The sequence below is a fragment of the Achromobacter colocynthidis genome (genome assembly GCF_057334535.1).
The window spans coordinates 1-22,375 of sequence record NZ_JBHFIZ010000021.1 but is presented as its reverse complement, the minus strand read 5'-3'; the positions used below and the strand labels follow the sequence as shown (position 1 = coordinate 22,375).

Annotated in this window: 19 protein-coding genes; 9 read left to right on the top strand and 10 right to left on the bottom strand. The window is 65.3% G+C overall.

The window, feature by feature from the left end; genetic code table 11:
- The first annotated feature begins 39 nt into the window (after positions 1–39).
- Positions 40–1,257, top strand: coding sequence for an MFS transporter (locus ACE04A_RS06270; protein WP_259246401.1), 1,218 nt, complete (start codon positions 40–42; stop codon positions 1,255–1,257).
- 15 nt (positions 1,258–1,272) lie between these two features.
- Here ACE04A_RS06270 and ACE04A_RS06265 read toward each other — a convergent pair whose 3' ends face one another.
- The 5 genes from ACE04A_RS06265 to ACE04A_RS06245 all read right to left on the bottom strand — a co-directional run bounded on the left by ACE04A_RS06265 (position 1,273) and on the right by ACE04A_RS06245 (position 7,124).
- A complete protein-coding gene (locus tag ACE04A_RS06265) occupies positions 1,273–2,031 on the bottom strand; it encodes an iron ABC transporter ATP-binding protein (protein WP_448716044.1) in 759 nt (252 codons plus the stop codon).
- Entirely contained in the window at positions 2,028–3,020 is a 993-nt protein-coding gene (locus ACE04A_RS06260) for an iron chelate uptake ABC transporter family permease subunit (protein ID WP_485819957.1), read from the bottom strand. The genes ACE04A_RS06265 and ACE04A_RS06260 overlap by 4 nt, the downstream gene beginning before the upstream one ends.
- Entirely contained in the window at positions 3,013–3,954 is a 942-nt protein-coding gene (locus ACE04A_RS06255) for an ABC transporter permease (protein ID WP_230695376.1), read from the bottom strand. Before ACE04A_RS06255 ends, ACE04A_RS06260 begins: the two co-directional genes overlap by 8 nt.
- A 142-nt stretch (positions 3,955–4,096) precedes the next feature.
- Positions 4,097–5,047 (bottom strand): siderophore ABC transporter substrate-binding protein, encoded by a 951-nt coding sequence (locus tag ACE04A_RS06250; protein WP_448716043.1) that lies wholly within the window; start codon positions 5,045–5,047, stop codon positions 4,097–4,099.
- A 55-nt stretch (positions 5,048–5,102) separates the two neighbouring features.
- Positions 5,103–7,124 (bottom strand): ligand-gated channel protein, encoded by a 2,022-nt coding sequence (locus ACE04A_RS06245; protein WP_448716042.1) that lies wholly within the window; start codon positions 7,122–7,124, stop codon positions 5,103–5,105.
- Between the two features lie 210 nt (positions 7,125–7,334).
- Here ACE04A_RS06245 and ACE04A_RS06240 point away from each other — a divergent pair, with 210 nt between their 5' ends.
- Both ACE04A_RS06240 and ACE04A_RS06235 read left to right on the top strand, forming a co-directional pair.
- Complete coding sequence (locus ACE04A_RS06240; RefSeq protein ID WP_448716041.1) at positions 7,335–8,048, top strand: response regulator transcription factor; 714 nt, start codon at positions 7,335–7,337, stop codon at positions 8,046–8,048.
- Positions 8,048–9,481, top strand: coding sequence for a sensor histidine kinase (locus ACE04A_RS06235; protein ID WP_485819956.1), 1,434 nt, complete (start codon positions 8,048–8,050; stop codon positions 9,479–9,481). The genes ACE04A_RS06240 and ACE04A_RS06235 overlap by 1 nt, the downstream gene beginning before the upstream one ends.
- On the opposite strand, the gene ACE04A_RS06230 is transcribed toward ACE04A_RS06235, so the two are convergent.
- From ACE04A_RS06230 to ACE04A_RS06215, 4 genes are all read right to left on the bottom strand, one after another.
- On the bottom strand, positions 9,471–11,723 hold the full coding sequence (locus tag ACE04A_RS06230; RefSeq protein WP_485819955.1) for a TonB-dependent receptor domain-containing protein: 2,253 nt from the start codon (positions 11,721–11,723) through the stop codon (positions 9,471–9,473). The two genes, ACE04A_RS06235 and ACE04A_RS06230, sit on opposite strands and share 11 nt — an antisense overlap.
- 209 nt (positions 11,724–11,932) lie before the next feature.
- Positions 11,933–12,751: a TatD family hydrolase gene (locus tag ACE04A_RS06225; protein WP_259246394.1), complete on the bottom strand. Its 819-nt coding sequence runs from the start codon at positions 12,749–12,751 to the stop codon at positions 11,933–11,935.
- A 41-nt stretch (positions 12,752–12,792) separates the two neighbouring features.
- Positions 12,793–13,497, bottom strand: a complete 705-nt coding sequence (locus ACE04A_RS06220; RefSeq protein ID WP_259246393.1) for an ABC transporter ATP-binding protein — start codon at positions 13,495–13,497, stop codon at positions 12,793–12,795.
- Positions 13,490–14,722 (bottom strand): lipoprotein-releasing ABC transporter permease subunit, encoded by a 1,233-nt coding sequence (locus ACE04A_RS06215; RefSeq protein WP_242001444.1) that lies wholly within the window; start codon positions 14,720–14,722, stop codon positions 13,490–13,492. Before ACE04A_RS06215 ends, ACE04A_RS06220 begins: the two co-directional genes overlap by 8 nt.
- Positions 14,723–14,900: 178 nt before the next feature.
- Here ACE04A_RS06215 and ACE04A_RS06210 point away from each other — a divergent pair, with 178 nt between their 5' ends.
- The 6 genes from ACE04A_RS06210 (at position 14,901) to ACE04A_RS06185 (ending at position 21,639) form a co-directional block, all read left to right on the top strand.
- The gene (locus ACE04A_RS06210; protein ID WP_448716038.1) at positions 14,901–15,845 is read left to right on the top strand and encodes a hypothetical protein; all 945 of its coding nucleotides are present in this window, start codon (positions 14,901–14,903) and stop codon (positions 15,843–15,845) included.
- Positions 15,827–17,527, top strand: a complete 1,701-nt coding sequence (gene recJ, locus ACE04A_RS06205) for a single-stranded-DNA-specific exonuclease RecJ (RefSeq protein ID WP_485819954.1) — start codon at positions 15,827–15,829, stop codon at positions 17,525–17,527. Before ACE04A_RS06210 ends, recJ begins: the two co-directional genes overlap by 19 nt.
- Before the next feature lie 332 nt (positions 17,528–17,859).
- Positions 17,860–18,964 (top strand): peptide chain release factor 2 gene (prfB, locus tag ACE04A_RS06200; protein WP_100856261.1). Its coding sequence is split into 2 segments (ribosomal slippage): positions 17,860–17,940 and positions 17,942–18,964, totalling 1,104 coding nucleotides; the frame shifts between segments, so codons are not numbered across the junction.
- A gap of 43 nt (positions 18,965–19,007) precedes the next feature.
- Positions 19,008–19,763: an SDR family oxidoreductase gene (locus ACE04A_RS06195; RefSeq protein WP_448716037.1), complete on the top strand. Its 756-nt coding sequence runs from the start codon at positions 19,008–19,010 to the stop codon at positions 19,761–19,763.
- Between the two features lie 10 nt (positions 19,764–19,773).
- Entirely contained in the window at positions 19,774–21,297 is a 1,524-nt protein-coding gene (gene lysS, locus ACE04A_RS06190) for a lysine--tRNA ligase (protein WP_279993900.1), read from the top strand.
- Positions 21,298–21,321: 24 nt separating this feature from the next.
- Entirely contained in the window at positions 21,322–21,639 is a 318-nt protein-coding gene (locus ACE04A_RS06185; RefSeq protein WP_448716036.1) for a preprotein translocase subunit TatB, read from the top strand.
- Here the strand turns inward: ACE04A_RS06185 and ACE04A_RS06180 are convergent.
- A complete protein-coding gene (locus ACE04A_RS06180) occupies positions 21,626–22,279 on the bottom strand; it encodes a TetR/AcrR family transcriptional regulator (protein WP_448716035.1) in 654 nt (217 codons plus the stop codon). The two genes, ACE04A_RS06185 and ACE04A_RS06180, sit on opposite strands and share 14 nt — an antisense overlap.
- Positions 22,280–22,375: the final 96 nt, after the last annotated feature.

The following is a 22,375-nucleotide window of genomic DNA, read 5'->3' as shown; positions in this document are numbered from 1 at the left end:
TGCGTTGCAACATTCCTCGAATCACCCCTAGCCATCCCCATGTCTCACCCTGCTTCCCCGCAGCACCGGCCCGCGCTGGTGCTGCTTGCCCTAGCTGTGGGCAGCTTCGCCATCGGAACCACCGAGTTCGCCACGATGAGCCTGCTGCCTTATTTTTCGCAGTCATTGGGCATCGACGCGCCCACGGCCGGCCACGTCATCAGCGCCTATGCGCTGGGCGTGGTGGTCGGCGCGCCGATCCTTGCCGTGCTGGGCGCAAAGATGCCGCGCCGCCGCCTGCTGATCGCCCTGATGGGGCTGTTCGCCGTGGGCAACGGCCTGAGCGCCATCGCGCCCGACTATCACTGGATGCTGTTCTTCCGCTTTCTCAGCGGGCTGCCCCACGGCGCGTACTTCGGCATTGCGTCGCTGGTGGCCAGTTCGCTGGTGCCGGCCAACCGCCGCACCATGGCCGTGGGCCGCGTGTTTCTGGGCCTGACCGTGGCCACTATCATCGGCGTGCCCATGGCCAACTGGCTGGGCCAGGTGGTCGGCTGGCGCTGGAGCTTCGGCCTGGTGTCGCTATTGGCGGTGCTGACCATGATCAGCGTGGCCGTCTACGCCCCCGACACGCCCGCCGACCACAAGGCCAGCCCGCTGCGCGAACTAAGCGCGCTGGGCCGGGGCCAGGTCTGGATCACGCTGGCGATCGGCGCGGTGGGTTTTGGCGGCTTGTTCTCGGTGTACACGTACCTGGCCGACACGCTGACCGCCGTCACGCAAGTCGCGCCCAGCACCGTGCCCTTCGTGCTCAGCGCGTTTGGCGTGGGGCTGACGGTGGGCAACATGGTGGTGCCGATCTTCGCGGACCGCGCCGTGATGCGCACGGCGGGCTTGCTGCTGGTGTGGTCGGCCGTGGTGCTGGCGCTGTTTCCGCTGATGGCGCACAACGTCTGGCTGATCACGCTGAACGTCTTTCTGGTGGGCGTGGGCGGCGCGCTGGGCACGGTGCTGCAAACCCGCTTGATGGATGTGGCGGGCGACGCCCAAGGCTTGGCCGCCGCCCTGAACCATTCCGCCTTCAACACCGCCAATGCGCTGGGCCCCCTTCTGGGCGGCCTGGCGATTGCCGCCGGCTACGGCTGGACGTCCACCGGCTGGGTGGGCAGCCTGCTGGCCCTGGGCAGCATGCCCTTGTGGCTGTGGGCCGTGATGCTGGAGCGACGCCACCGCGCCGCGCGCCAGGCTCAACTGGTCGCCAGCACGGAATCGGCATAACAGGCCCTGCACTGCCTAGCGGTAATACACGCAGATGCGCTTGCCACCGATGTCATGCACATCGATCGGCAGTTCATACAGGGGGCTCAGCACCTCGGGCCGGATCAGTTCCGCCGGGGTGCCTTGGTGGGCCACGCGGCCCTGGCGCATCGCCACGATGCGGTCCGCATAGCTGGACGCGAAATTGATGTCGTGCAGCACCAGCACCACGGTCTTGCCCAGCTCATCCGCCGCGCGGCGCAAGGTGCCCATCATCGCCACCGCGTGCTTCATGTCCAGGCTGTTCAAGGGTTCGTCCAGCAACACGTAGCGCGTGTCCTGGCACAGCACCATCGCCACAAAGGCGCGCTGTCGCTGTCCGCCCGACATCTCGTCCAGATAGCGGTCAGCCAGCGGTTCCAGGTTCAGGTACGCAAGCGCGCGGTCGATGTGGGCCTTGTCGTCCAGCGTCAGCCGGCCGCCCGTGTACGGAAACCGGCCGAACGCCACCAGGTCCCTCACGGTCAGGCGCAGCGGCAGGTGGTTGTCTTGCCGCAGGATGGCCAGGCGGCGCGCCAGCTCGCGGCTGTCCGCGCGCGTCACGTCCAGCCCGTCCACCCGGATCTGCCCGGCGGACACGGGCAGCAGGCGGCTCACCATGGAAAGCAAGGTGGACTTGCCCGCGCCATTGGGGCCGATGATGGCGGTTACGCCCTGGGCCGGCAGTTGCAGGGTGACGTCATCCACCACCACGCTATCGCCGTATTGCTTGCTGACTTTTGCGATGTCTATCATCGGCGCCCCTTGCGCAAGATCAGGGCAAGGAACATCACCCCGCCCACGAATTCAATGACCACGCTGACGGTGGTGTTCAAGCCCAGCACACGCTCCAGCAATGTCTGCCCGCCCACCAGGAAGATGACGCCCAACAGGGTCGCGGCGGGCACGGTGTATTTATGCTTGTCGGACCCCATGGCCTGGTAAGCCAGGTTGCTGACCAAGAGGCCAAAGAACGTCACCGGGCCAACCAGCGCCGTGGATACCGACACCAGCACCGCAATGGCCGCCAGCGTCAGCATCAGGCTGCGGCGATAGTCCACGCCCAGATTCACGGCGATGTCGCGCCCCAGCGCCAGCACGTCGTAGCGATGGCGCAAGCGCCACACCACCAGCGTCGCCACGCAGACGGCTGCCAGCGCAATCGGCAAGAGCGACACGCGCACCGTATTGAAGCTGGCGAACATGCGGTCTTGCAGCACCAGGAATTCGTTGGGGTCGATCAGGCGCACCACGAAATTGGACAAGCTGCGAAACAGCAGTCCGAAGATAATGCCCACCAGCATCATCAGATGCAGGCTGCGCACCGCATCCGAAAACAGCCAGCGAAACAGCAGGCAGGCAAACGCGGTCATCGCGCAGACTTCCAGCAGAAACGCGGCCACGGGATGCTCGGCCGCAACCGCCGCCTGGCCGAAGCCGAACACCACCACCGCCTGGATCAACAGGTACAGCGCGTCAAAGCCCATGATGGCGGGCGTCAGGATGCGGTTGTGCGTGACGGTCTGGAACAGCACCGACGACACCGCCACGGCGTACGCCACCAGCAGCATCGCAAGCAGCTTGCCGCCACGAAACGGAATCACGAACGACCACTGGCCGTTGGCGCCCAAGGTCATGAACGCCACCACGCAAAGCAGCGCGGCGGCGGCCAGCCACAGCAGGCGCGCGCGTTGCGGTGCGCGTGGCACGGCGCGGGTAGCGCCATAGAAAGCGGTATCAACCAAGGCGATTCCTCCGCAGGCGCAGCAAGCCCAGGAACAGGATGCTGCCGACCACGCCGACCACGGTGCCGATCGGGATTTCGTAGGGGTGGATCACCAGCCGGCCGATGATGTCGCAGGCCAGCACGAACACGCCACCCAGCGCCGCCACCCACGGAATGGCGCGCCGCATGTTGTCGCCCAGCACCAGGCTGACGGCGTTGGGCACGATCAGCCCCAGAAACGGAATGCCGCCCGCCGTCACCACCACCACCGCCGAAATGGCCGACACAATCAGCAGGCCCACGAAGGTCAAGCGCGCGTGGTTCAGGCCCAGGTTGGACGCGAATTCTCGCCCCATGCCCGCCACGGTATAGCGGTCGGCGGCGGCGTAGGCGGCGCATGCCAGCGCAAAGCCGATCCACAGCAATTCATAGCGGCCGCGCAACACGCCCGAGAAATCGCCCGTGGTCCAGGCGTGCAGCGATTGCAGCAGGTCGAATCGGAAAGCCAGGAAGGTGGTTGCCGCGTGGATGACGCCGCCCAAAATCAAACCGATCAACGGCACGATGAAGGGCGTGCGCAGTGGCACGCGGCGCAGCAGCGCCAGGAACAGCAAGGTGCCGGCCAAGGCAAAGCCCGTAGCGGTAAGCATCTTGCCGATCACCGGCGTGTCGGGCGCCAGCAAGGTGATGACCAGGATGCCCAGCGTGGCTGATTCCACGGTGCCGGCGGTGGTGGGTTCCACGAAGCGGTTGCGCACCAGCATCTGCATGATCAGGCCCGCCACCGCCAACGCCATGCCGGCCAGCAGCAAGGCCAGCGTGCGCGGCACGCGGCTGACCATCAGCAGGCGCCAGGCGCGCTCGGCCTCTTCGCCGCCGCCCCATAGCGCCGTGAGCGACAACGTGCCCGCGCCCAGGCTGACGCTGGCCACGCACAGCGCCGCCAGCAGCATCAACACCGCGGCCAGGCCGCCCCAACCGCTTAGCACCCGCCGCCAGTTCACAAACGCCCTTCTTGTACAGCCGCCATGTTGCTGACATTCAGGTTGCTGACTTTCATACCGCTGACTTTCATACTGCTTACTTCCATGCTGCTTACTTGCCCGCCGCCAACGCCGCCGCGATGTCGTCCACGTTCTGCTGCATGGCCGTCAAGCCGGCACTGCCCAGCAAATACCAGTTGAAGCCATTCAAATACACCACGCGCTTGTTCTTCCACGCCTTGGTGGGACGCATCAGTTCGTTGTCCAGCATGCGCTGCGCCGACACGCCTTCCCGGCCAATCGCGGCATCGCGGTCAATCACGAAGAGCCAGTCCGGGTCCATCTCGGCGATGAATTCAAACGAGACGGCCTGGCCGTGGTTCGACACATTCAAATCCTTGGAGGCCGGCTTGATGCCGAACGCATCGTGGATGACGCCAAAGCGCGAACCCGGGCCATAGGCGCTCATCTTGCCGCCGGTGGTCAGCACGATCAGCGCCGTGCCGGCCGTGGCCGCCTGGCTATGCAGCGCGGAGATGGACGCGCGCAAGGCATCCAACTGCTGCTTGGCCTGCGCCTCTTTGCCGTAGATGGCGGCCAGGGTTTCGGTGTTGCGCGTCACGCTGCCCACCAGATCGCGCGGGTTGACTGTCAGGTCAACGGTGGGCGCCAGCTTGGACAGCTCATCGTATTTGGGCGCCGACCGGCCGGCCACGAAGATCACCTGCGGCTGCGCGGCGTGGATCACCTCGTAGTTGGGTTCAAACAGCGAGCCGACTTTCAGGTAGCGCTCGTCGGCGTACTGCGCCAATTGCGGCGGCAGTTTGGCGACGGTGGGCACACCCGCCACTTCCACGCCCAACGCGTGCATCGTGTCCAGCACCGCCATGTCCATGACGATGGTCTTCTTCGGATTGGCCGGCACGTTGGTCTCGCCGCGCGCATGCTTGACGGGCACGGTGGCCTGCGCCGCGCACACACCAACCGCCGCGCTCAGCGCCAACGCGGCGCCCGCCTGTAGCAACCAACGGCGGGCACAGCCCTTTTTTTCCAACATCGTCATAGAGCCCTCTGTGTAGTGCGGGGGGACGAGAAGCGCCCCCCCTTGTTCATTGCGATCAGAATTTCACGCCCACGCCCAGCCAGTAACGGCGGCCGTCTTCCACGTACTCGTAGTCGTCATACGTGACCTGCTTGTCGAACAGGTTGTAGATGCCGGCGTACACCGACACGGTCTTGTTCACCGCGTACGACGCGCCCATGTCCACGAAGGTGTAGGACGGCGCCACCACGGATGACGACGACGCGCCCGTGGTCGGCTGGCTTTCCTTGCCGCGGTAGTTCACGCGCGCCCAGGCTTCCAGCGCATCGGACGCCTGCCAGTTCACCGTGGTGGTGAACAAGTGCTTGGGCAGTTGGTTCAGCGGTTCGCCCTTGTACTGGCCCGACTTCTGTTCCGACTTGGTGAACGTGTAGCTGCTGGTCAAAGACAAATCGCGCGCCAACGGCAGCTTCATGCTGGCTTCGACGCCACGCGACACGGCCTTGTCCACGTTCATGTAGGTGGTGGGATTGGAGCCGAACTGGTTGGGGCCTTCCGTGCATTGCGACAAGGGGCAAGCCACGCGGGTGATCTTGTCCTTGAAGTCGTTGTTGAACAAAGTCAGGCCGGCGTTGAAGCCTTCGCCGTCGTCATACAGAATGCCGATTTCCTCGGTAACCGACTTCTCGGGCGTCAGATCCGGGTTGCCGTACATGTTGCCGCCCCGGCTGACCTGGCCCCAGCCCGCCACCGTCTGGCGCAGGTCCGGTGCGCGGAAACCCGTGGACACGCCGCCCTTCAAGGTCCAGCGCTCGGCCATGTGCCACACGCCATACAGGCGCGGGCTGAAATGGGTGCCGAAGTTTTCGTCTTCGTCCATGCGCAGGCCGGTGGTAACGGCAAACGATTCGGTCAGGCGCCATTCGTCTTCGGCAAACAAGGCCCACTGATAGCGGTCGATCTTGTTGGGGCCACCCGACAGTTGGTTGCCCGTCTGGTCATTCAAGCGCTGGCTCAGGTAGGTGCCGCCCAGGGTCAGCATGTGCGAGCCCAACGGTAGGGTCCAGCTTGTTTGAAGATTCAGGTTCTTGACCTTCATCTGGCGCGAGCGGTTGTCGAATTCTTCCTGCTGCACATAGCTGTCCGACACGCCCCAACCCCAACGCCCGGTGTGCGACAGCGCCCACTTGTTGCTGCGGTAGTCGTTCTGGCCCGACGCCGGGCAGCCCGTGCGCGGGCACGCCACGCCCGGCGCCAGCGGGGCCACCGTCTTGCCCAACGTTTCCTGCATTTTCTGGCGCATCGTGGTGGCTTCCAGCACGATGTCGTGATCGCGGTTGGGCGTCAGCGCCAGCTTGGCCGTGACGCTATCCGAATTGCGCTTGCGAAAGCCATTGACGATGTCGTCTTCGTCGCGTTGCGAGGCCTGGCCGTAGATCTGCAAGCCCAGCAAATCGTTCTTGATGGGACCCGCCAGGTAGAAGTTGCCCTGGTAGATGTCGCCCGATTTATTGCTTTCCTGAATGGTCGTATCCATGCGGATCTCGCCGCCCCATTCATCGGGAACCTTGCGGGTGATGATGTTGATCACCCCGCCCATGGCGTCCGAGCCATACAGCGACGACATCGGGCCGCGCACCACTTCGATGCGCTCGATGGCGGCCAGCGGCGGCGTCCAGCCGCCTTCCACGCCGGCGGAATCCGAGTTGGTGCGGGTTTCACGAGAGCTCTGGCGCTTGCCGTCGATCAAGATCAGCGTGTATTGCGGGCCCATGCCACGCAGGCTGATGTCCTGGCGGTCACCGCCCCCCGTGATGATGACGCCCGGCACTTCCAGCAAGGCGTCGTTCACGTCGCGGTAGAACTTCTTGTCCAGGTCTTCGCGGGTGATCACGCTGATGGAGGCGGGCGCATCCTGAATCTGCTGTTCGTAGCCGCTGGCCGTCACCACGACGGTTTCCAGGGTCTTGGTGTCGCTGGCGTTCTGCGCCCACGCCGCCCCCGGGCCCATGCCCAAACCCGCTGCGCAAAGTGCCGCCGCCAACTGCGTGCGCGGTGTCAAACCACGGCCGCCCAAGGCCAGATCGTTGCTGCTCATGATGGTCGCTTGCTCCCGTACCAGACCTTGCCGCGCCCCTTGCGCGGCCTTGGGCCTGCCTCTTATTTCTTAATGAAAACTATTCTCATATTAGAATTGAGGCCTTCGGAACCCGGCAAACACCTTTCCGCAACTTTTATCTTCTTCGCACTTCTTGACACTCCGGCGGGCGGCCATCGGCCACACTACCGGGTGCGGAACCCTCTACGAATGCTTTATTCCCAATCAGCGGTAGCGCGCCGCATCCTGCTTATCGACGACGACGTCGAACTGGCGCAGATGCTGCAGGAATACCTGGAACCCAATCATTGCCTGCTCAGCCTGGCTCACACGGGCGCCCACGGGCTTGCCCTGTTGGCGCAGCAAGACTACGACCTGATCCTGCTGGACCTGATGCTGCCGGACGGCAATGGCCTGGACCTGCTCAAGCAATACCGGCAACGGTCGCGGCGCCCGGTCATCATGTTCACGGCGCACGGCGGTGAAACCGACCGCGTGCTGGGGCTGGAGTTCGGCGCCGACGACTATCTGGCCAAGCCCTTCAGCCCGCGCGAGCTCAAGGCGCGCATGACGGCGGTGCTGCGGCGTTTTGAAGAAATGCCGGAACCCACCCGGCCCAACCTGACGGTGGGCGCCTTGTCGCTGGACCCCGCCACGGGCCGCGCGCGGCTGGACACCGAAGACGTGCCGCTGACGGGCGCCGAGCAGCGCATCCTGGAACTGCTGATGCGCGCCCCCGGCCAGGTGGTGGCACGCGAGCAGATCGGCTTGTACGCGCTGGGCCGACGGCCTGACCGCTACGACCGCAGCATCGACACCCACATCAGCGCCTTGCGCAAGAAACTGCATCTGGACCAGGCCAACGGCACGCTATCGATCCGCAACCTGCGCGGCCTGGGCTATGTGCTGGCGGGTTCGGCCTGATGCGGTGGTTGTTACCCACGCGGTCGCTGTTCTGGCGCGCGTTCCTGACGTTCTGGTCCGCCATGGCCATCATCCTGGTGTGCGGCATGCTGTTCACGGCGGCCGTCGCCTGGTATCGCATCAATTCCCTGGACGGCCTTAATCCCGCCAGCCTGACGCACGACGCGGAGCAGGTGGCGCGCATTCATGGCGAAGGCGGCCTGCAACGCTGGGTTGAAGCGATGGACCAGCGCTATTCGGCGCTGAAGATCTACATCCTGGATGCGAACGACACCGAAATCCTGGGCCGCACGCTGCCCGCCCGCATGCACGATTGGCTCAGCGCCTATCGCGCCGCGTCGGACCGGCCCACGCAGGCGGAACTGCTGGCGCCCGAGACCTCGGGCCAGCGCGTGTCATGGTGGCAACCCCAGCTTTTGGTGCTGCCTGATGGCTCCGAACGGCTGATGCTGTTTTTGCCGTTTGATTCCTCGCACTGGGAGGTGCTGGGGCTGTCGCCCGTGGCGCTGGCCTTGCTGCTGTTTGCGCTGGCGGTCACGGCGCCCTTCTGCTGGGCGCTGACGCGCCACGTCACCGCGCCCTTGACCCAGTTGCGCCACACTACGCATGCCTTGGCGGCGGGCGACCTGGACGCCCATACACCGGCCAAGCTGGCCGGACGCAAAGACGAACTTGGCCTGCTGGCACGCGACTTCAACGCCATGGCGGACCGCCTGAAGGCGGTGGTGGATACGCGCGAACAATTGCTGCACAACATCGCGCACGAGCTGCGCTCGCCGCTGGCCCGCTTGCGTCTTGCCAGCGAACTGGCGCGCCGCAAGGACGAACGCCAGGACCTGCAACTGGACCGCATCGAACGCGAATGCGAGCGGCTGGATGCCTTGGTCGGCAGCACCTTGCGGTTGGCCCGCCTGGGCGCCCTGCCCGAACCGCGCGACTTGCTGGACTTGACCGACATCGTCAGCGCGGTGGTGGACGACGCCCGCTTTGAAGCCGGCGAACAGCAACTACGCATCGTGTGGGATCCGCAAGCGCCGGTGCCCATCATCGGGGACCGCGACAGCCTGTCCAGCGCCATCGAAAACGTCATGCGCAACGCGCTGCGCTTCGCGCCCGCCCACAGCGCCATCCGGGTGCGGCTGCTGGAAAGCGCCGACGTTGTTGGCGTTGAAATTGAAGACCGGGGTCCCGGGGTTGCGCAGGAAGACCTGGAATCCCTGTTCGAACCTTTTTTCCGCGCCGCGTCGGGCGCCAACACACCCGGTTCCGGCGCGGGCCTGGGACTGTCCATCGCCCAGGCCGCGGTGGCCGCGCACAAGGGCCGCATCCGGGCGCGCAACGTCTCGCCGCAAGGCTTGAGCGTGCGCATCGAGCTGCCGCGCGAGGCACGGCCGCCCTTGCCCACCGGGCGGCCCACCGGCGTCAGAACGTGATGTTCGCCGATACCCACAAGCGGCGGCCTTCCAGCACCTGACGGTACGAGTTGGTCCAGTTGGCGTTCGCGGCGGGCGTGGTGGAACCCACCTTCGTCGGGCCGTAGTTCACGAAGTTCTTGTCGAACAGGTTGAACACCGACGCCGACAAGGTCACGTTCTTGTTGACGATATACGACCCACCCGTGCTGGCCAGCCAGTACGGGTCGTAGAACACCTGCTCTTTTTCCCAGTTCATGTTGTTGAACTGCTTGGCGCGGTATTCGCCCCGCGCCCAGACATTGAACTGGTCGTTGATGCGCCAGTTCAGGCCCAGGTTCAGGGCGTGGCGCGGTTGTGAGCCCAGCGGTTGGCCTTCCTTATCGCCCGAGGTCACTTCGCTGGCGGTCAGCGTGTAATTGCCGTTGAACGATACGCCGCCGCCCAACGGCACGCGGCCGCCCAGTTCAAAGCCCTGGATGGTGGCGGTATCCACGTTCACGCGCTGCGAGAAGTCGGCCACGGGGATGCCGTTGCGCCCCCAGACGCCCAAGTCCAGGCACCCGGCCACCGGGCCACCCACGGCCAGGCAATTGGGCACACTTTGGCTGTCGATCTTGTCCTTGAACTTGGTATGGAATGCCGTCAGGTTGCCGGACAGGCCCTCGCCGTCGTCAAACAGCAGGCCCAATTCAGACGCGGTGCTGCTTTCCGGCTTCAGTTGCGAGTTGCCCAGCAAGGGCTTGGTGCCCTGCGCGCCCAGGCCGATGATGCCGTCGGTCATCAGGTTGATGTCGGGCGTCTTGTAGCCCTTGCTGACACCGCCCTTGACCGTCCACTTAGGCGTGGCGTTCCAGACCAGGTAGCCGCGCGGGCTCCACTTGCCGCCGAACTGCTCGTTGCGGTCGTAGCGGGCGCCGGCCGTCAGCGCCAGGTCGTCGACAATGCGCCATTCGTCTTCGGCGAACAGCGCCCATTGATACTGGCGCTGGTCCAGCGGCGCGGCCCCCAGCGTGTCCTTGAAATGCTGCTCGCGCCACTGCCCGCCCACGGTCAGGTTGTGCCGTTCGTTGAACAGCGGCGTTGTCCACTTGGTGTCGAACACCCAGTTGTCGTATTCCAGGTCGCGCTTGTCGCCGTCTGTGGGGCGGCGCGGCCAGTTCATGGGGTTGGTGCGGCCGATGGTGTCGGTGGTGTCGTAAACAATGCTGGTGTCGGAACTGACCGAACCGCTGTAGCGACCCAGGTGCGTCAGCGCGTAACGCTGGCGGTTGAACTTCAATTCGGGCTCGTAGCCGCCGCCCTGGCGCTTGGGCGCGATGCTGCTGTTCAGCGTGCCCAGTTCCTCGTTGCCGTTGTCATAGGTTTGCCAGTTGCTGTCTACGTCGAAGAGCACGTCGTGGTTGCGGTTGGGCGTCAGCGCCAGGCGCAGGCCCACGTTCTGTTGCGTGCTGTCGCCCAGGCCGGAGAAGGCGGCGATGTTGCCGGTGTAGTTGCCGCTGTCGGCTTCCGCCTGGTTGACGGGATAGCTGCCATGGGCGCTCAGGCGGCGGTAGTGGCCGCCGCGCAGGGTCAGGCCCACCTTGTCGGTCTTGATGGGGCCGCTGAGGTAAAACGCCGCGCCGTAGTTGTTGCCGTAGGTGTTGTCGCCTTGCGCGGTGCCGTCCAGCGTGATCTGGCCGATCCATTCCTGGCTGGTCTTGCGCGTGATGATGTTGATCACGCCGCCCATGGCGTCCGAGCCATACAGCGTGGACATGGGGCCGCGCACGACTTCAATGCGTTCGATGGCGGCCATGGGCGGGATGAAGTTGGTGTCCACGTCGCCAAAGCCGTTGGGCCGCGCACCCGAACTGTTCTGGTTCAACCGCTTGCCGTCAACCAGCACCAGCGTGTAATCACTGGGCAGGCCACGAATGCTGATGTTCATGCCGCCCGCCTTGCCACCTCGTTCCACCGTCACGCCTTCCACGTCGGCCACTGCATCGGCCAGGTTGTGGAACGGCTTGGTTTCAAGCTGTTCGCGCGTGATCACGGAAATGGACGCGGGCGCGTTCTTGATTTCCTGCTCGAAGCCGGCAGCGGTGACCACCACGGTATCCAGTTGCGCAACGCCCAGGGTGTCTTCCATGCCCCGGTTGGCCGTCTGCGCGTGGGCCGCGCCGGTCATGGCGATGGCGAGAACCAGCGGCGCCGGGCGGAAGGATGGGAGGATTGTGGGGCGAACGACCCCGAGGCCGGTAACGCTTTTCTGAGTAGACATAAGGAATCGCAGGGAACCACCCGGGCCGGGCGGCGCGCATCGCGCTGATTGGGATTTTTAAAGAACGCCAATGATAGGCATTCCCAATAAGCGATCCATCCTTTTGCCAGCTTTCATTCAGTTTTTAGAAAGCTTTCAGAAATTTCTTAGATCTGTGATGCATTAAGACGACAACCACTGTCATCTGCGTTAAACATTCGGGGACGGATTTAGTCGTCGTCAGTCAGAATTGCAGCCGGCAGGCGTGGCAATACCCGCATCGCGTTGGCCGTGGTGGCATGCGCCACCTGCGCGGGCGTGATGCCGCGCAGCTCAGCCAGAACGGCTGCGATACGCACCAACTCACCCGGCCGGTTGCGGCGCTGGGGCGGGTGCAGCCAGGCAGGCGGAATATCCGGCGCATCGGTTTCCAGCACCAGGTGCGCCAGATCCACGTCCACCGCGTGGCGGCGAATCTGCAGGGCGCGTTCATACGTCATGGCGCCCCCCATGCCCAGGGCAAATCCGTGATCAATAAACGCTTGGGCTTGCTGCGCGCTGCCGTTGAAGGCGTGCGCGATGCCGCCGATGGGGCCATGGCGGCGCAGGTATTTCAGCAAGATGTCTTGCGACCGGCGCACATGCAGCAAGACGGGCAGCTTGAATTCCGCGGCCATGTCCAGTTGGGCGGCATAGAACCGTTCCTGCCGTTCGCGCGCTTCGCCGGCGGAAATCTCGGGCACGAAAAAGTCCAGGCCGATTTCGCCGATGGCCACAAAGCGGGGGTCGCCCAGGCAATGCTTGATGGTGTCGCGCAGCACGTCCAAGTCGGACTCTTGCGCGCGCTGCACGAAGAGCGGATGGATGCCCAGCGCGTAGGCGCCGCCGGCGATCTGGCCGGCAAGCTTTTGCACCACGGAGAAATTGGCGCGTTCGATGGCGGGGATGACGATGGACCGGACGCCGGCTTCGCAAGCGTGGTCGGCCACCTGCTGGCGGTCGGCGTCGAATTCCGCGGCGTCCAGGTGGCAGTGGGTGTCGATCAGCATGGGCATGGCCTCCTTGGCGGAATTATGCTCCCCTGCCCGGCTTATTCCGGTACCAGCCTGCCGTTTTCCATCAACAATTGGCGGTCGGCGCGAGCAGCCAGTTCGGGGTCATGCGTGACGATGGCAAACGCCGTGCCCGACTCCTGGTTCACGCGGGTCAGCAGCTCAAACATCTTGTGCGCCGTGTTGCGGTCCAGGTTGCCAGTGGGTTCATCGGCCAGCACGCACACCGGGCGCGTCACCAGCGCGCGCGCCAAGGCCACCCGCTGGCGTTCGCCGCCCGACAACTGACCCGGAAAATGGTCTTCGCGCGCGGCCAGGCCCACCAGCGCCAGCACCTCGCGCGCGGCCTCGCGGGCCTTGTCGCGGTTTTCGCGACGCACGATCAGCGGCATCGCCACGTTATCCAACGCCGAAAATTCCGGCAGCAGATGGTGGAACTGGTACACAAAGCCCAGGCTGCTGTTGCGCACCGCGCTCTTCTTGGCTTCCGACAGGCCCACGGCCAATTTGCCGTCCACCGATACCGAGCCGCTGTTGGGCACGTCCAGCAGACCAAGAATGTGCAGCAACGTGCTCTTGCCCGAGCCCGACGCGCCCACGATGGCGACCATTTCGCCGCGCGCCACCGTCAGGCTGACATCGCTCAGCACGTCGATGCGGGTAGCGCCATCGTCGTAGAACTTGACGATGTTTTCGGCTTGCAGCGCGGGGGTCAAAGCGTCTGCGTTGGGAATCTTAATCATGACGCAGCACCTGTGCCGGTTGCAGGCGCGAAGCGCGCCAACTGGGATACAGCGTGGCCAGCAGCGACAGCACCAAGGACGTCAAGCCAATGGTGACGATGTCGCCCACTTGCGGGTCGGACGGCAACGCGCTGATGAAATAGACCTCGCGCGGCAGGAAATGCACGCCCAGCATGCGTTCGATGAACGGCACGATCACGTCTACGTTGTAGGCGATGGCAATACCGCCCACCACGCCCAGCAAGGTGCCGATCACGCCGATCAAGGCGCCCTGCACCAGGAAGATGCGGGCCACTTCGCCCGGCCCGGCGCCCAGCGTGCGCAGGATGGCGATGTCCGACTGCTTGTCCTTCACGGCCATCACCAAGGACGACAGCAGGTTGAACGCGGCCACGGCGACGATCAGCGCCAGGATCAGGAACATCATGCGCTTTTCGGTCTGCACGGCGGCGAACCAGGTGCGGTTGTTGCGCGACCAGTCGCTGGCCATCACGTAGGGCGGCAAGACCTTCTTCAGTTCGACCGCCACCTCGGGCGCTTTCTGCATGTCGGCAATGCGCAGCCGCACGCCCGCCGTGCCGCTTTCCCGGAACACGCGCGCGGCGTCCTGGTTGTCCACGAACGCCAGCGACGAATCGTATTCATAGTGGCCCGACGAGAACACGCCAACCACGGTGAACTGGCGCATGCGCGGCGCGAAACCGGCCGGGCTGATCGAGCCCTGCGGCGCCATCATCAGCAGCGTGTCGCCCACTTTCACGCCCAGGCCATCGGCCAGCTCGTTGCCCAGCACCACGCCGAAGCCGCCGGCTTTCAGGTCGGTCAGCTTGCCCGATACCATCTGGCGCGGCAGGTCAGACACGTTGCCTTCGGTGGCGGGATCGATGCCCCGTACCTGCACGCCCCGCAGCGCCTGACCGCGTACCAGCATGCCCTGCGCCGCCACGAAGGGCGCGCCGGCCTTGACCTCGGGGTTCTGCTTGGCGGCGGTGGCAAACTGCTGCCACTGCTCAAGCACCCGCTCGGGCAAGGCGCCGGGGATGTAGAGCTCGATGTGCGGCAGCACCGACAGCATGCGATCGCGCACTTCTTTTTGAAACCCGTTCATCACGGATAGCACCACGATCAGGGCGGCAACGCCCAGCGCGATACCCGCCATGGAACTGGCGGCAATGAATGAGATGAAGCGATCGCGGCGCCCGCGTCGCTGGCGGATTCGGGCCATCCCGGCATAGCGGGCGCCTATCCAGAGTTCGTAGGGTATTTTCAGCACGTGCGCATTATTGCATTAACGGCCTGGAAATCGCGCCGCGGATGTGCGGTTCCACGACCAGCCGTGTCAAGCTATGGCAGGCGCCAACGCCCCTTAGTTCCCGCCGCCTTGCCAGACTACAATCCCGCCCATGCTGATCGTCATTCCGGGCGCCCTGCCCGCCCTTCCCGTTGCCGCCGAACTGGCCAAACTGCTACCCGAGCGCGCGCCCACGCTGCACCACTGGCTGCTGGCCGGCTCCGCCCGCGCCACGCCGTTTGATGTCCGTGCCCACGGCTGTACCGCGTTCGAATCCTGGCAACTGAACCGCGCGGGCTACCAGGCCGAACCCGGCCTGCTGCAAGGCGCGGGGCTGGGGCCCTTGCTGGCGTGCGACCAAGCCCCTGCCGGCCAGGCCGTGTGGCTGGCCGAGTTGGTCCATTTGGCATTGGGGGCCGACCAAGCCAATTTGCTGGACCCCGGCCAAATGGAATTGCGCGCGCAGGAATCCGACGCCCTGCTGGACACGGCGCGCCCGCTGTTTGACGGCACGGGTTTCACCGTCCACGCGCTGTCACCCCAACGCTGGCGCTTGACGCTGCCCGAGGGCTTGCGTCCGCAGACCGCGTCGCCGCAGGTAGTGGCCGGCCACCGGCTGAACGAATGGTGGCGCCAAGACGCCGAAACCCGCCCCTGGCGCCGGCTGCTCAATGAAATTCAGATGGCGTGGCACGAACACCCCGTCAACGACGACCGCGCCGCGCGCGGCCTGCCCCCGGTCAACGCCTTATGGCTGTACGGCGGCGGCACGCCCTGGACGGCCACGCCTGCCGGTGCCGAGTACGTGCTGACCGGGCTGGACGCCCCGCAACGGACGGGCGACTGGTCCGGCTGGCTGGACGCCTTGGCCGAACTGGATGCGCAGCACCTGCGCCCGCTGGCCGGCAAGCATGGCCTGCCCGCCGCCCCCACCGAACTGCTGCTGCTGGGCGACGACCGCCAAGCCGCGCTGACCCTGAAACCGCGCGGGGGCCTGCTTGGCTTGCTGCCCGCGCCCAAGAAAAACTGGAGCGCCTGGTGGTCTCACCCCGCTTAACGACCCGACCCGCCGCCCTGGAAGCCTGCCGCATCCTGGAAGCGTCGGGCATCCATCCGCTGCTGGCCCGCCTGTGGGCCGCGCGCGGCGTCACCCATCCTGATCAAACCAAGCTGGCGTGGCCGTCGCTGCTGCCGCCCGCCGGCCTGACCCATTCCGCGCACGCCGCCGGCGTGCTGGCCGATGCCATCCAGGCCGGCAAGAAGCTCTTGATCGTGGCCGACTACGATTGCGACGGCGCCACCGCCTGCGCGGTTGGCCTGCGCGCCCTATCCGCCATGGGCGCCGATGTCGACTTCCTGGTGCCGAACCGCTTTGAAACCGGCTATGGCCTGTCGCCCGCCGTGGTCGAGCTGGCCGTGCGCCACCGCAGCGGCAAGCCCGACATCATCATCACCGTGGACAACGGCATCGCCAGCGTTGACGGCGTGGCCGCCGCCAACGATGCCGGCATCGGCGTGGTCATCACCGACCACCACTTGCCGGGCGACACCTTGCCCGACGCGCTGGCCATCGTGAACCCGAACCAACCCGGCTGCGGTTTCCCGTCCAAGAACCTGGCGGGCGTGGGCGTGATCTTCTACATGATGCTGGCCTTGCGCGCCGAACTGCGCCGCCGTGGCGTCTACCCGGCCGATGGCGGCCCGCGCCTGGATGCGCTATCGGACTTGGTTGCCTTGGGCACCGTGGCCGACGTGGTCAAACTGGACGCCAACAACCGCCTGCTGGTCACTCAAGGCCTGCAACGCATGCGCAGCGGCCGCCTGCAACCCGGCCTGCGCGCGCTGTTTGCCGTGGCCGGCCGCGAACCGCGCAGCGCCAATGGTTTCGACCTGGGCTTTGCGCTGGGCCCCCGCATCACCGCGGCCGGTCGCCTGGCCGACATGAGCCTGGGCATTGCCTGCCTGACCACCGACGACGAAGCCCAGGCGCTGGAAATGGCGCGCGAACTCGACAACATCAACCGCGAACGCCGCACCATCGAAGCCGAAATGCGCGAGCAGGCCCTGGCCGCCATGGAAGAACCCAACGCATCGGCGGGCGCCACGGTCTGTGTGTTCGACCCCGGCTGGCACCAGGGCGTGGTGGGCCTGGTGGCCTCGCGCCTGAAAGAAAAATTCTGGCGCCCCACCCTGGCGTTCGCCCCCGCGGGCGATGACGAAATCCGGGGGTCGGGCCGTTCGATTCCCGACGTGCACCTGCGCGATGCGCTGGACCTCGTATCCAAGCGCCATCCCAACCTGATCCGCAAATTCGGCGGCCACGCCATGGCCGCCGGCTTGACGCTGGGCCGCGCCGACTTCCCCGCCTTCGCCCCCGCTTTCGACGCGGCCGTGCGCGAGCTGACCGGCCGCGACACCTTCGAACCCGTCATCGAAACCGATGGATCTTTGGAGTCGGGCTACGCCAACGCCGAAGTCGCGGGCATGTTGCAGCAACAGGTCTGGGGCGCGGGCTTTGCCGCCCCCTTGTTCCTGGACGAATTCACCGTGCGCAACCAGCGCCTGGTCGGTGAAAAGCACCTGAAGCTGTCCCTGGAACGCGGCCATCAGCGTTTTGACGCGATCTGGTTCGGCCACGACCAGTCGCTACCGGAACATATACAGGCGGCGTACCGACTGGAACAAAACGTGTGGAACGGGATGGTATCGGTGCAGTTGGTGATCGAACACGCGGGGTAAAAAGCGGATTCACATCCGTAGGATGGGTGAAGCGCGGCAAAGTCCGCGCAAGAACGAAGGTGTAGAACGCGCGCAACCCATCAAACAACGCCGAATTCTCATGGGCCGTACCTAAATTCTCATGGGCGGTACCTACACGGTGGCGGCCGGCTGATGGGTTACGCGCGTCCCGCACCTGAATTCTTGCCCGCGCATTCCCGCGCTTCACCCATCCTACGAGGTGCGCGCCCGCTCGCCCCCATCCGCCCCCCCCGTCTTACAACCCCCGCCCGCGCTATTGCCCCAACCACGGTAAAATGCCAGGTTTCGCACAAAAGTCATCAGGAATCATCATGGAAGCCGAACGTCAGAACCAGCTCGCAGCCCGCCTCGCCGATTACGCGGAGCGCGAACAGGCTCTACGGAGGTATCTTTGACTACGATGCCAAAGCTGAACGCCTGCACGTTGTAAACGCCGAGCTTGAAGACCCGGCGGTCTGGAACGACCCCAAGCACGCCCAAGACCTGGGCCGTGAAAAGAAAGCCCTGGAAGACGTGGTGGAAACGCTCACCGGTCTGGGCACGGGCCTGGCCGACGCCAATGAATTGTTCGAACTGGCTGAGGCCGACGACGACGATTCCACCCTTGAATCCATCGAAAAAGACGCCGACGCGTTCCAGGAAAAGCTCGAAAACCTGGAATTCCGCCGCATGTTCTCCAATCCGGCCGATCCGCTGAACTGCTTCCTGGACATCCAGGCGGGCGCGGGCGGCACGGAAGCGCAGGACTGGGCCTCTATGCTGCTGCGCCAGTACCTCAAGTACGCCGAGCGCAAGGGCTTCAAGGTTGAAGTGCTGGAAGAATCTGAAGGCGACGTCGCGGGCATCAAGTCGGCCACCATCAAGATGGAAGGCGAATACGCCTTTGGCTACCTGCGCACCGAAACCGGCGTGCATCGCCTGGTCCGCAAGAGCCCGTTCGATTCCTCCGGCGGTCGCCACACGTCGTTTGCCAGCGTCTTCGTGTACCCGGAAGTAGACGAATCGTTTGAAGTTGAAGTGAACCCCGCCGACCTGCGCGTGGACACCTATCGCGCGTCCGGCGCGGGCGGTCAGCACATCAACAAGACCGATTCCGCCGTGCGCCTGACCCACATCCCCACGGGCATCGTGGTGCAGTGCCAGAACGACCGTTCGCAGCACCGCAACCGCGCCGAAGCCATGCAGATGCTGAAGTCCAAGCTCTACGAACTGGAAATGCGCAACCGCATGGCCGAACAGCAGAAGCTGGAAGACTCCAAGACCGACGTGGGCTGGGGGCACCAGATCCGTTCCTACGTGCTGGACCAGAGCCGCATCAAGGACCTGCGCACGAACGTTGAAATCTCCAACACGCAAAAAGTGCTGGACGGCGACCTGGATCCCTTCATCCAGGCCAGCCTGAAGCAAGGCGTTTAAGTTTGTCGCGATACTTCCGCTAACCGCACCCAGAGGTCCACGAATGTCTGACACCATCGCAATCCTTACCGGCGCTTCGCGCGGCATCGGCGCCGCCATGGCGCGCGGCCTGCTCACACCGGGCACCCGCCTGATCACGCTGGCGCGCCGCGAAGACCCTGAACTGGCCGCCTACGCCCGGTCGCAGGATGTGCAACTGGAACAACTGTCCGTGGACCTCTCGGACCTGAAGGCGGCGGAAACCGCGGCCGAACGCATCTGCTCGGCCCTGCCGCGCGATGCCAAGCGCTATCTGCTGATCAACAATGCGGGCACGGTCCACCCCGTGGCCGGCACCGACGCCCTGATCGACAGCGCGGCCATCACCGCCGCGTTCAATCTGAACGTCACCGCCGTCATGCTGCTGACCGCGCGCTTTTTGGCCGCCGTCGAAGACCTGAAGGCAGACCGCCGCGTGCTGAACATCTCGTCCGGCGCGGGCCGCAACCCGAACGCCGGCTGGGGCGTCTACTGCGCCACCAAGGCCGCGCTGGACATGTATTCGCGCGTGGTCAAGCAGGAACAAGGCGATGACGGCGCGCGCATCGTCGCGCTGGCCCCCGGCATCGTCGACACCGACATGCAGGTCGCCATCCGTTCCAGCGACCCCGACAGCTTCCCGGCGCTGGCCAAGTTCCAGGACTTCCACGCCACCGGCAAGCTCGCTTCGCCCGCCAACGTGGCCGCCCGCATCCTTGCCTACCTGGATCGCGAAGATTTCGGCACGACCGAAATCGACGACATCCGCAATTACGACTGATCCCCTTACCATGACCGACCACTCGACCACTCCGGCACCCGCCCAGGATGAAAACCGCTTGATCGCCGAACGGCGCGCCAAGCTGGCCAAACTGCGCGAAACCGGGGTCGCGTACCCCAACGATTTCGTTCCGGACGCCCGCGCCGCCGCGCTGCACGACAAGTACGACGGCGAAGAACAGGAAGCCCTGGCCGCCGCCGCCGTCACCGTCAAGGTCGCCGGCCGCATGATGCTCAAGCGCGTCATGGGCAAGGCCAGCTTCGCCACGCTGCAAGACAGCACCGGCCGCATCCAGATCTACCTGGACCGTGGCACGCTGGGCGAAGACAACTACGCCGCGTTCAAGCAATGGGACATCGGCGACATCATCGCGATCGAAGGGTCGGTCTTCAAGACCAACAAGGGCGAACTGTCGGTGCACGCCGCCACCGCCCGCCTGCTGTCGAAGTCGCTGCGCCCGCTGCCGGACAAGTTCCACGGCGTGGCCGACCAGGAACTGCGCTACCGCCAGCGCTACGTTGACCTGATCATGACGGACGCCACGCGCCGCACGTTCGAAGCGCGCAGCAAGGCCGTGGGCAGCATCCGCCAGTTCATGCTGAACGCCGGCTTCCTGGAAGTCGAAACGCCCATGCTGCACCCGATTCCGGGTGGCGCGGCGGCCAAGCCGTTCGTCACGCACCACAATGCGCTGGACATGGAAATGTACCTGCGCATCGCGCCCGAGCTCTACCTGAAGCGCCTGATCGTCGGCGGCTTCGAGCGCGTGTTCGAAGTCAACCGCAACTTCCGCAACGAAGGCGTCAGCCCGCGTCACAACCCTGAATTCACGATGATGGAGTTCTACGCGGCCTTTGCGGAATACCGCTGGCTGATGGACTTCACGGAAGAACTGATCCGCCAGGCGGCCATCTCGGCCACCGGCAGCGCCGTGCTGACGTATCAGGAACGCGAGCTGGACTTGTCCAAGCCGTTCGACCGCCTGACCATCTGCGAAGCCATCCTGAAGTACGCGCCGGGCTACACCCAGGAACAACTGGACGACCCCGCCTTTGTACGCGCCGAATTGAAGAAGCTGGGCGCGGATGCCGACGGCCCCGTGCTGTCGCGCGCCGGCCTGGGCGCGCTGCAACTGGCGCTGTTCGAAGAGACGGCCGAAGCCAAGCTCTGGAACCCCACGTACATCATCGACTACCCGGTTGAAGTGTCGCCGCTGGCGCGCGCTTCCGACACGCGCGAAGGCATCACCGAGCGCTTCGAGCTGTTCATGACGGGCCGCGAAATCGCCAACGGCTTCTCGGAATTGAACGACCCCGAAGACCAGGCCGAACGCTTCCGCTCGCAAGTGGAAGCCAAGGACGCCGGTGACGAAGAAGCCATGTTCTACGACGCGGACTACATCCGCGCCCTGGAATACGGCATGCCTCCGACGGGCGGCTGCGGCATCGGCATCGACCGCCTGGTCATGCTGCTGACCGACAGCCCCAGCATCCGCGACGTCATCCTGTTCCCGCACCTGCGTCGTGAAGACTAAAGGCTGCTTGGCCGGGGCAGCGTCATGATCTTCAAGATCCTGATGCTGCTGCTGATTGCGGCGGGGCTGATCTACTGGATCAAGCAACCCCGCCGCGTCTTGCCGGCTTCGCCCTACGTCTCCGCGCGGCCGCGCCGGCCGGTGTTCATTGCCTTGTGCATCGCCGCCGCGATCTCCGCGGTGGCATCGCTGCTGTCCGCGCTGCTGTGGATGGGCGGCGTGGCGGGCGGCGTCACCGGTGGCGGCTATCACGGCGAAGCCGACTTCCTGCTGCCCGTGGCGGGATGCCTGCTGGCGCTGGCCGTGGCCTGCGCCGTGGGCGCCTATATCAAGCGTCGGTAGCCTGAGCCGGCAAGGGCCAAGCCCCCGCGCCCGCGGGCAAGGCCGGCAACGACGCCAGCAACATCGCATCAATGAACTCGGCGGGCGCCAGGCGCCCGCCCGGCTTGTACCACTGCACCGTCAGGTTCATCGCCCCCAGCACGCAACGCTTGATGACGCGGGCATCGCCCTTGATCATGCCCGCATCCACCGCGCCGGCCACCACGGACTGCCACATCGCCTCGTAGCGATCGCTTAACGCCTTGACCGCCGACTGACTGGGCGCGGACAGGCTGCGCCATTCGTACACCAGCGCGTTCATGGCGTCGCCCCCCGCCCCTTGCAGCATGCTCCACATGTGTACGCGAAACAGCGCCGCTAGGCGGTCGGCCGGCGCGTCGTAATGCGCCAGCGCCCGCTCGCCGCCGTCGATCACTTCCTGGATGCCGTTGTTCATGACCGCCACCAAAATTTCTTCTTTGCTGCGGAAATGGTGAAACAGGCTGCCGGACTGCAAGCCCACGGCGCGGGCCAGTTCGCGCACGGTGGTGCGCTCGTAGCCATGCTTGCAGAACAACCTGCCGGCCGTCAGCACCAGCTCGCGGCGGCGCTCGGACTCCGTGCCTTCATCGCGCGGCGCGGCGGCCACGGTCTTGTTCATAACGCTTCACAGTCTCTGGATGATGGTCGCCGTGGCCATGCCATGGCCGATGCACATCAGTTGCATGCCAATCTCGCCCTCGGTCGCTTCAAGCCC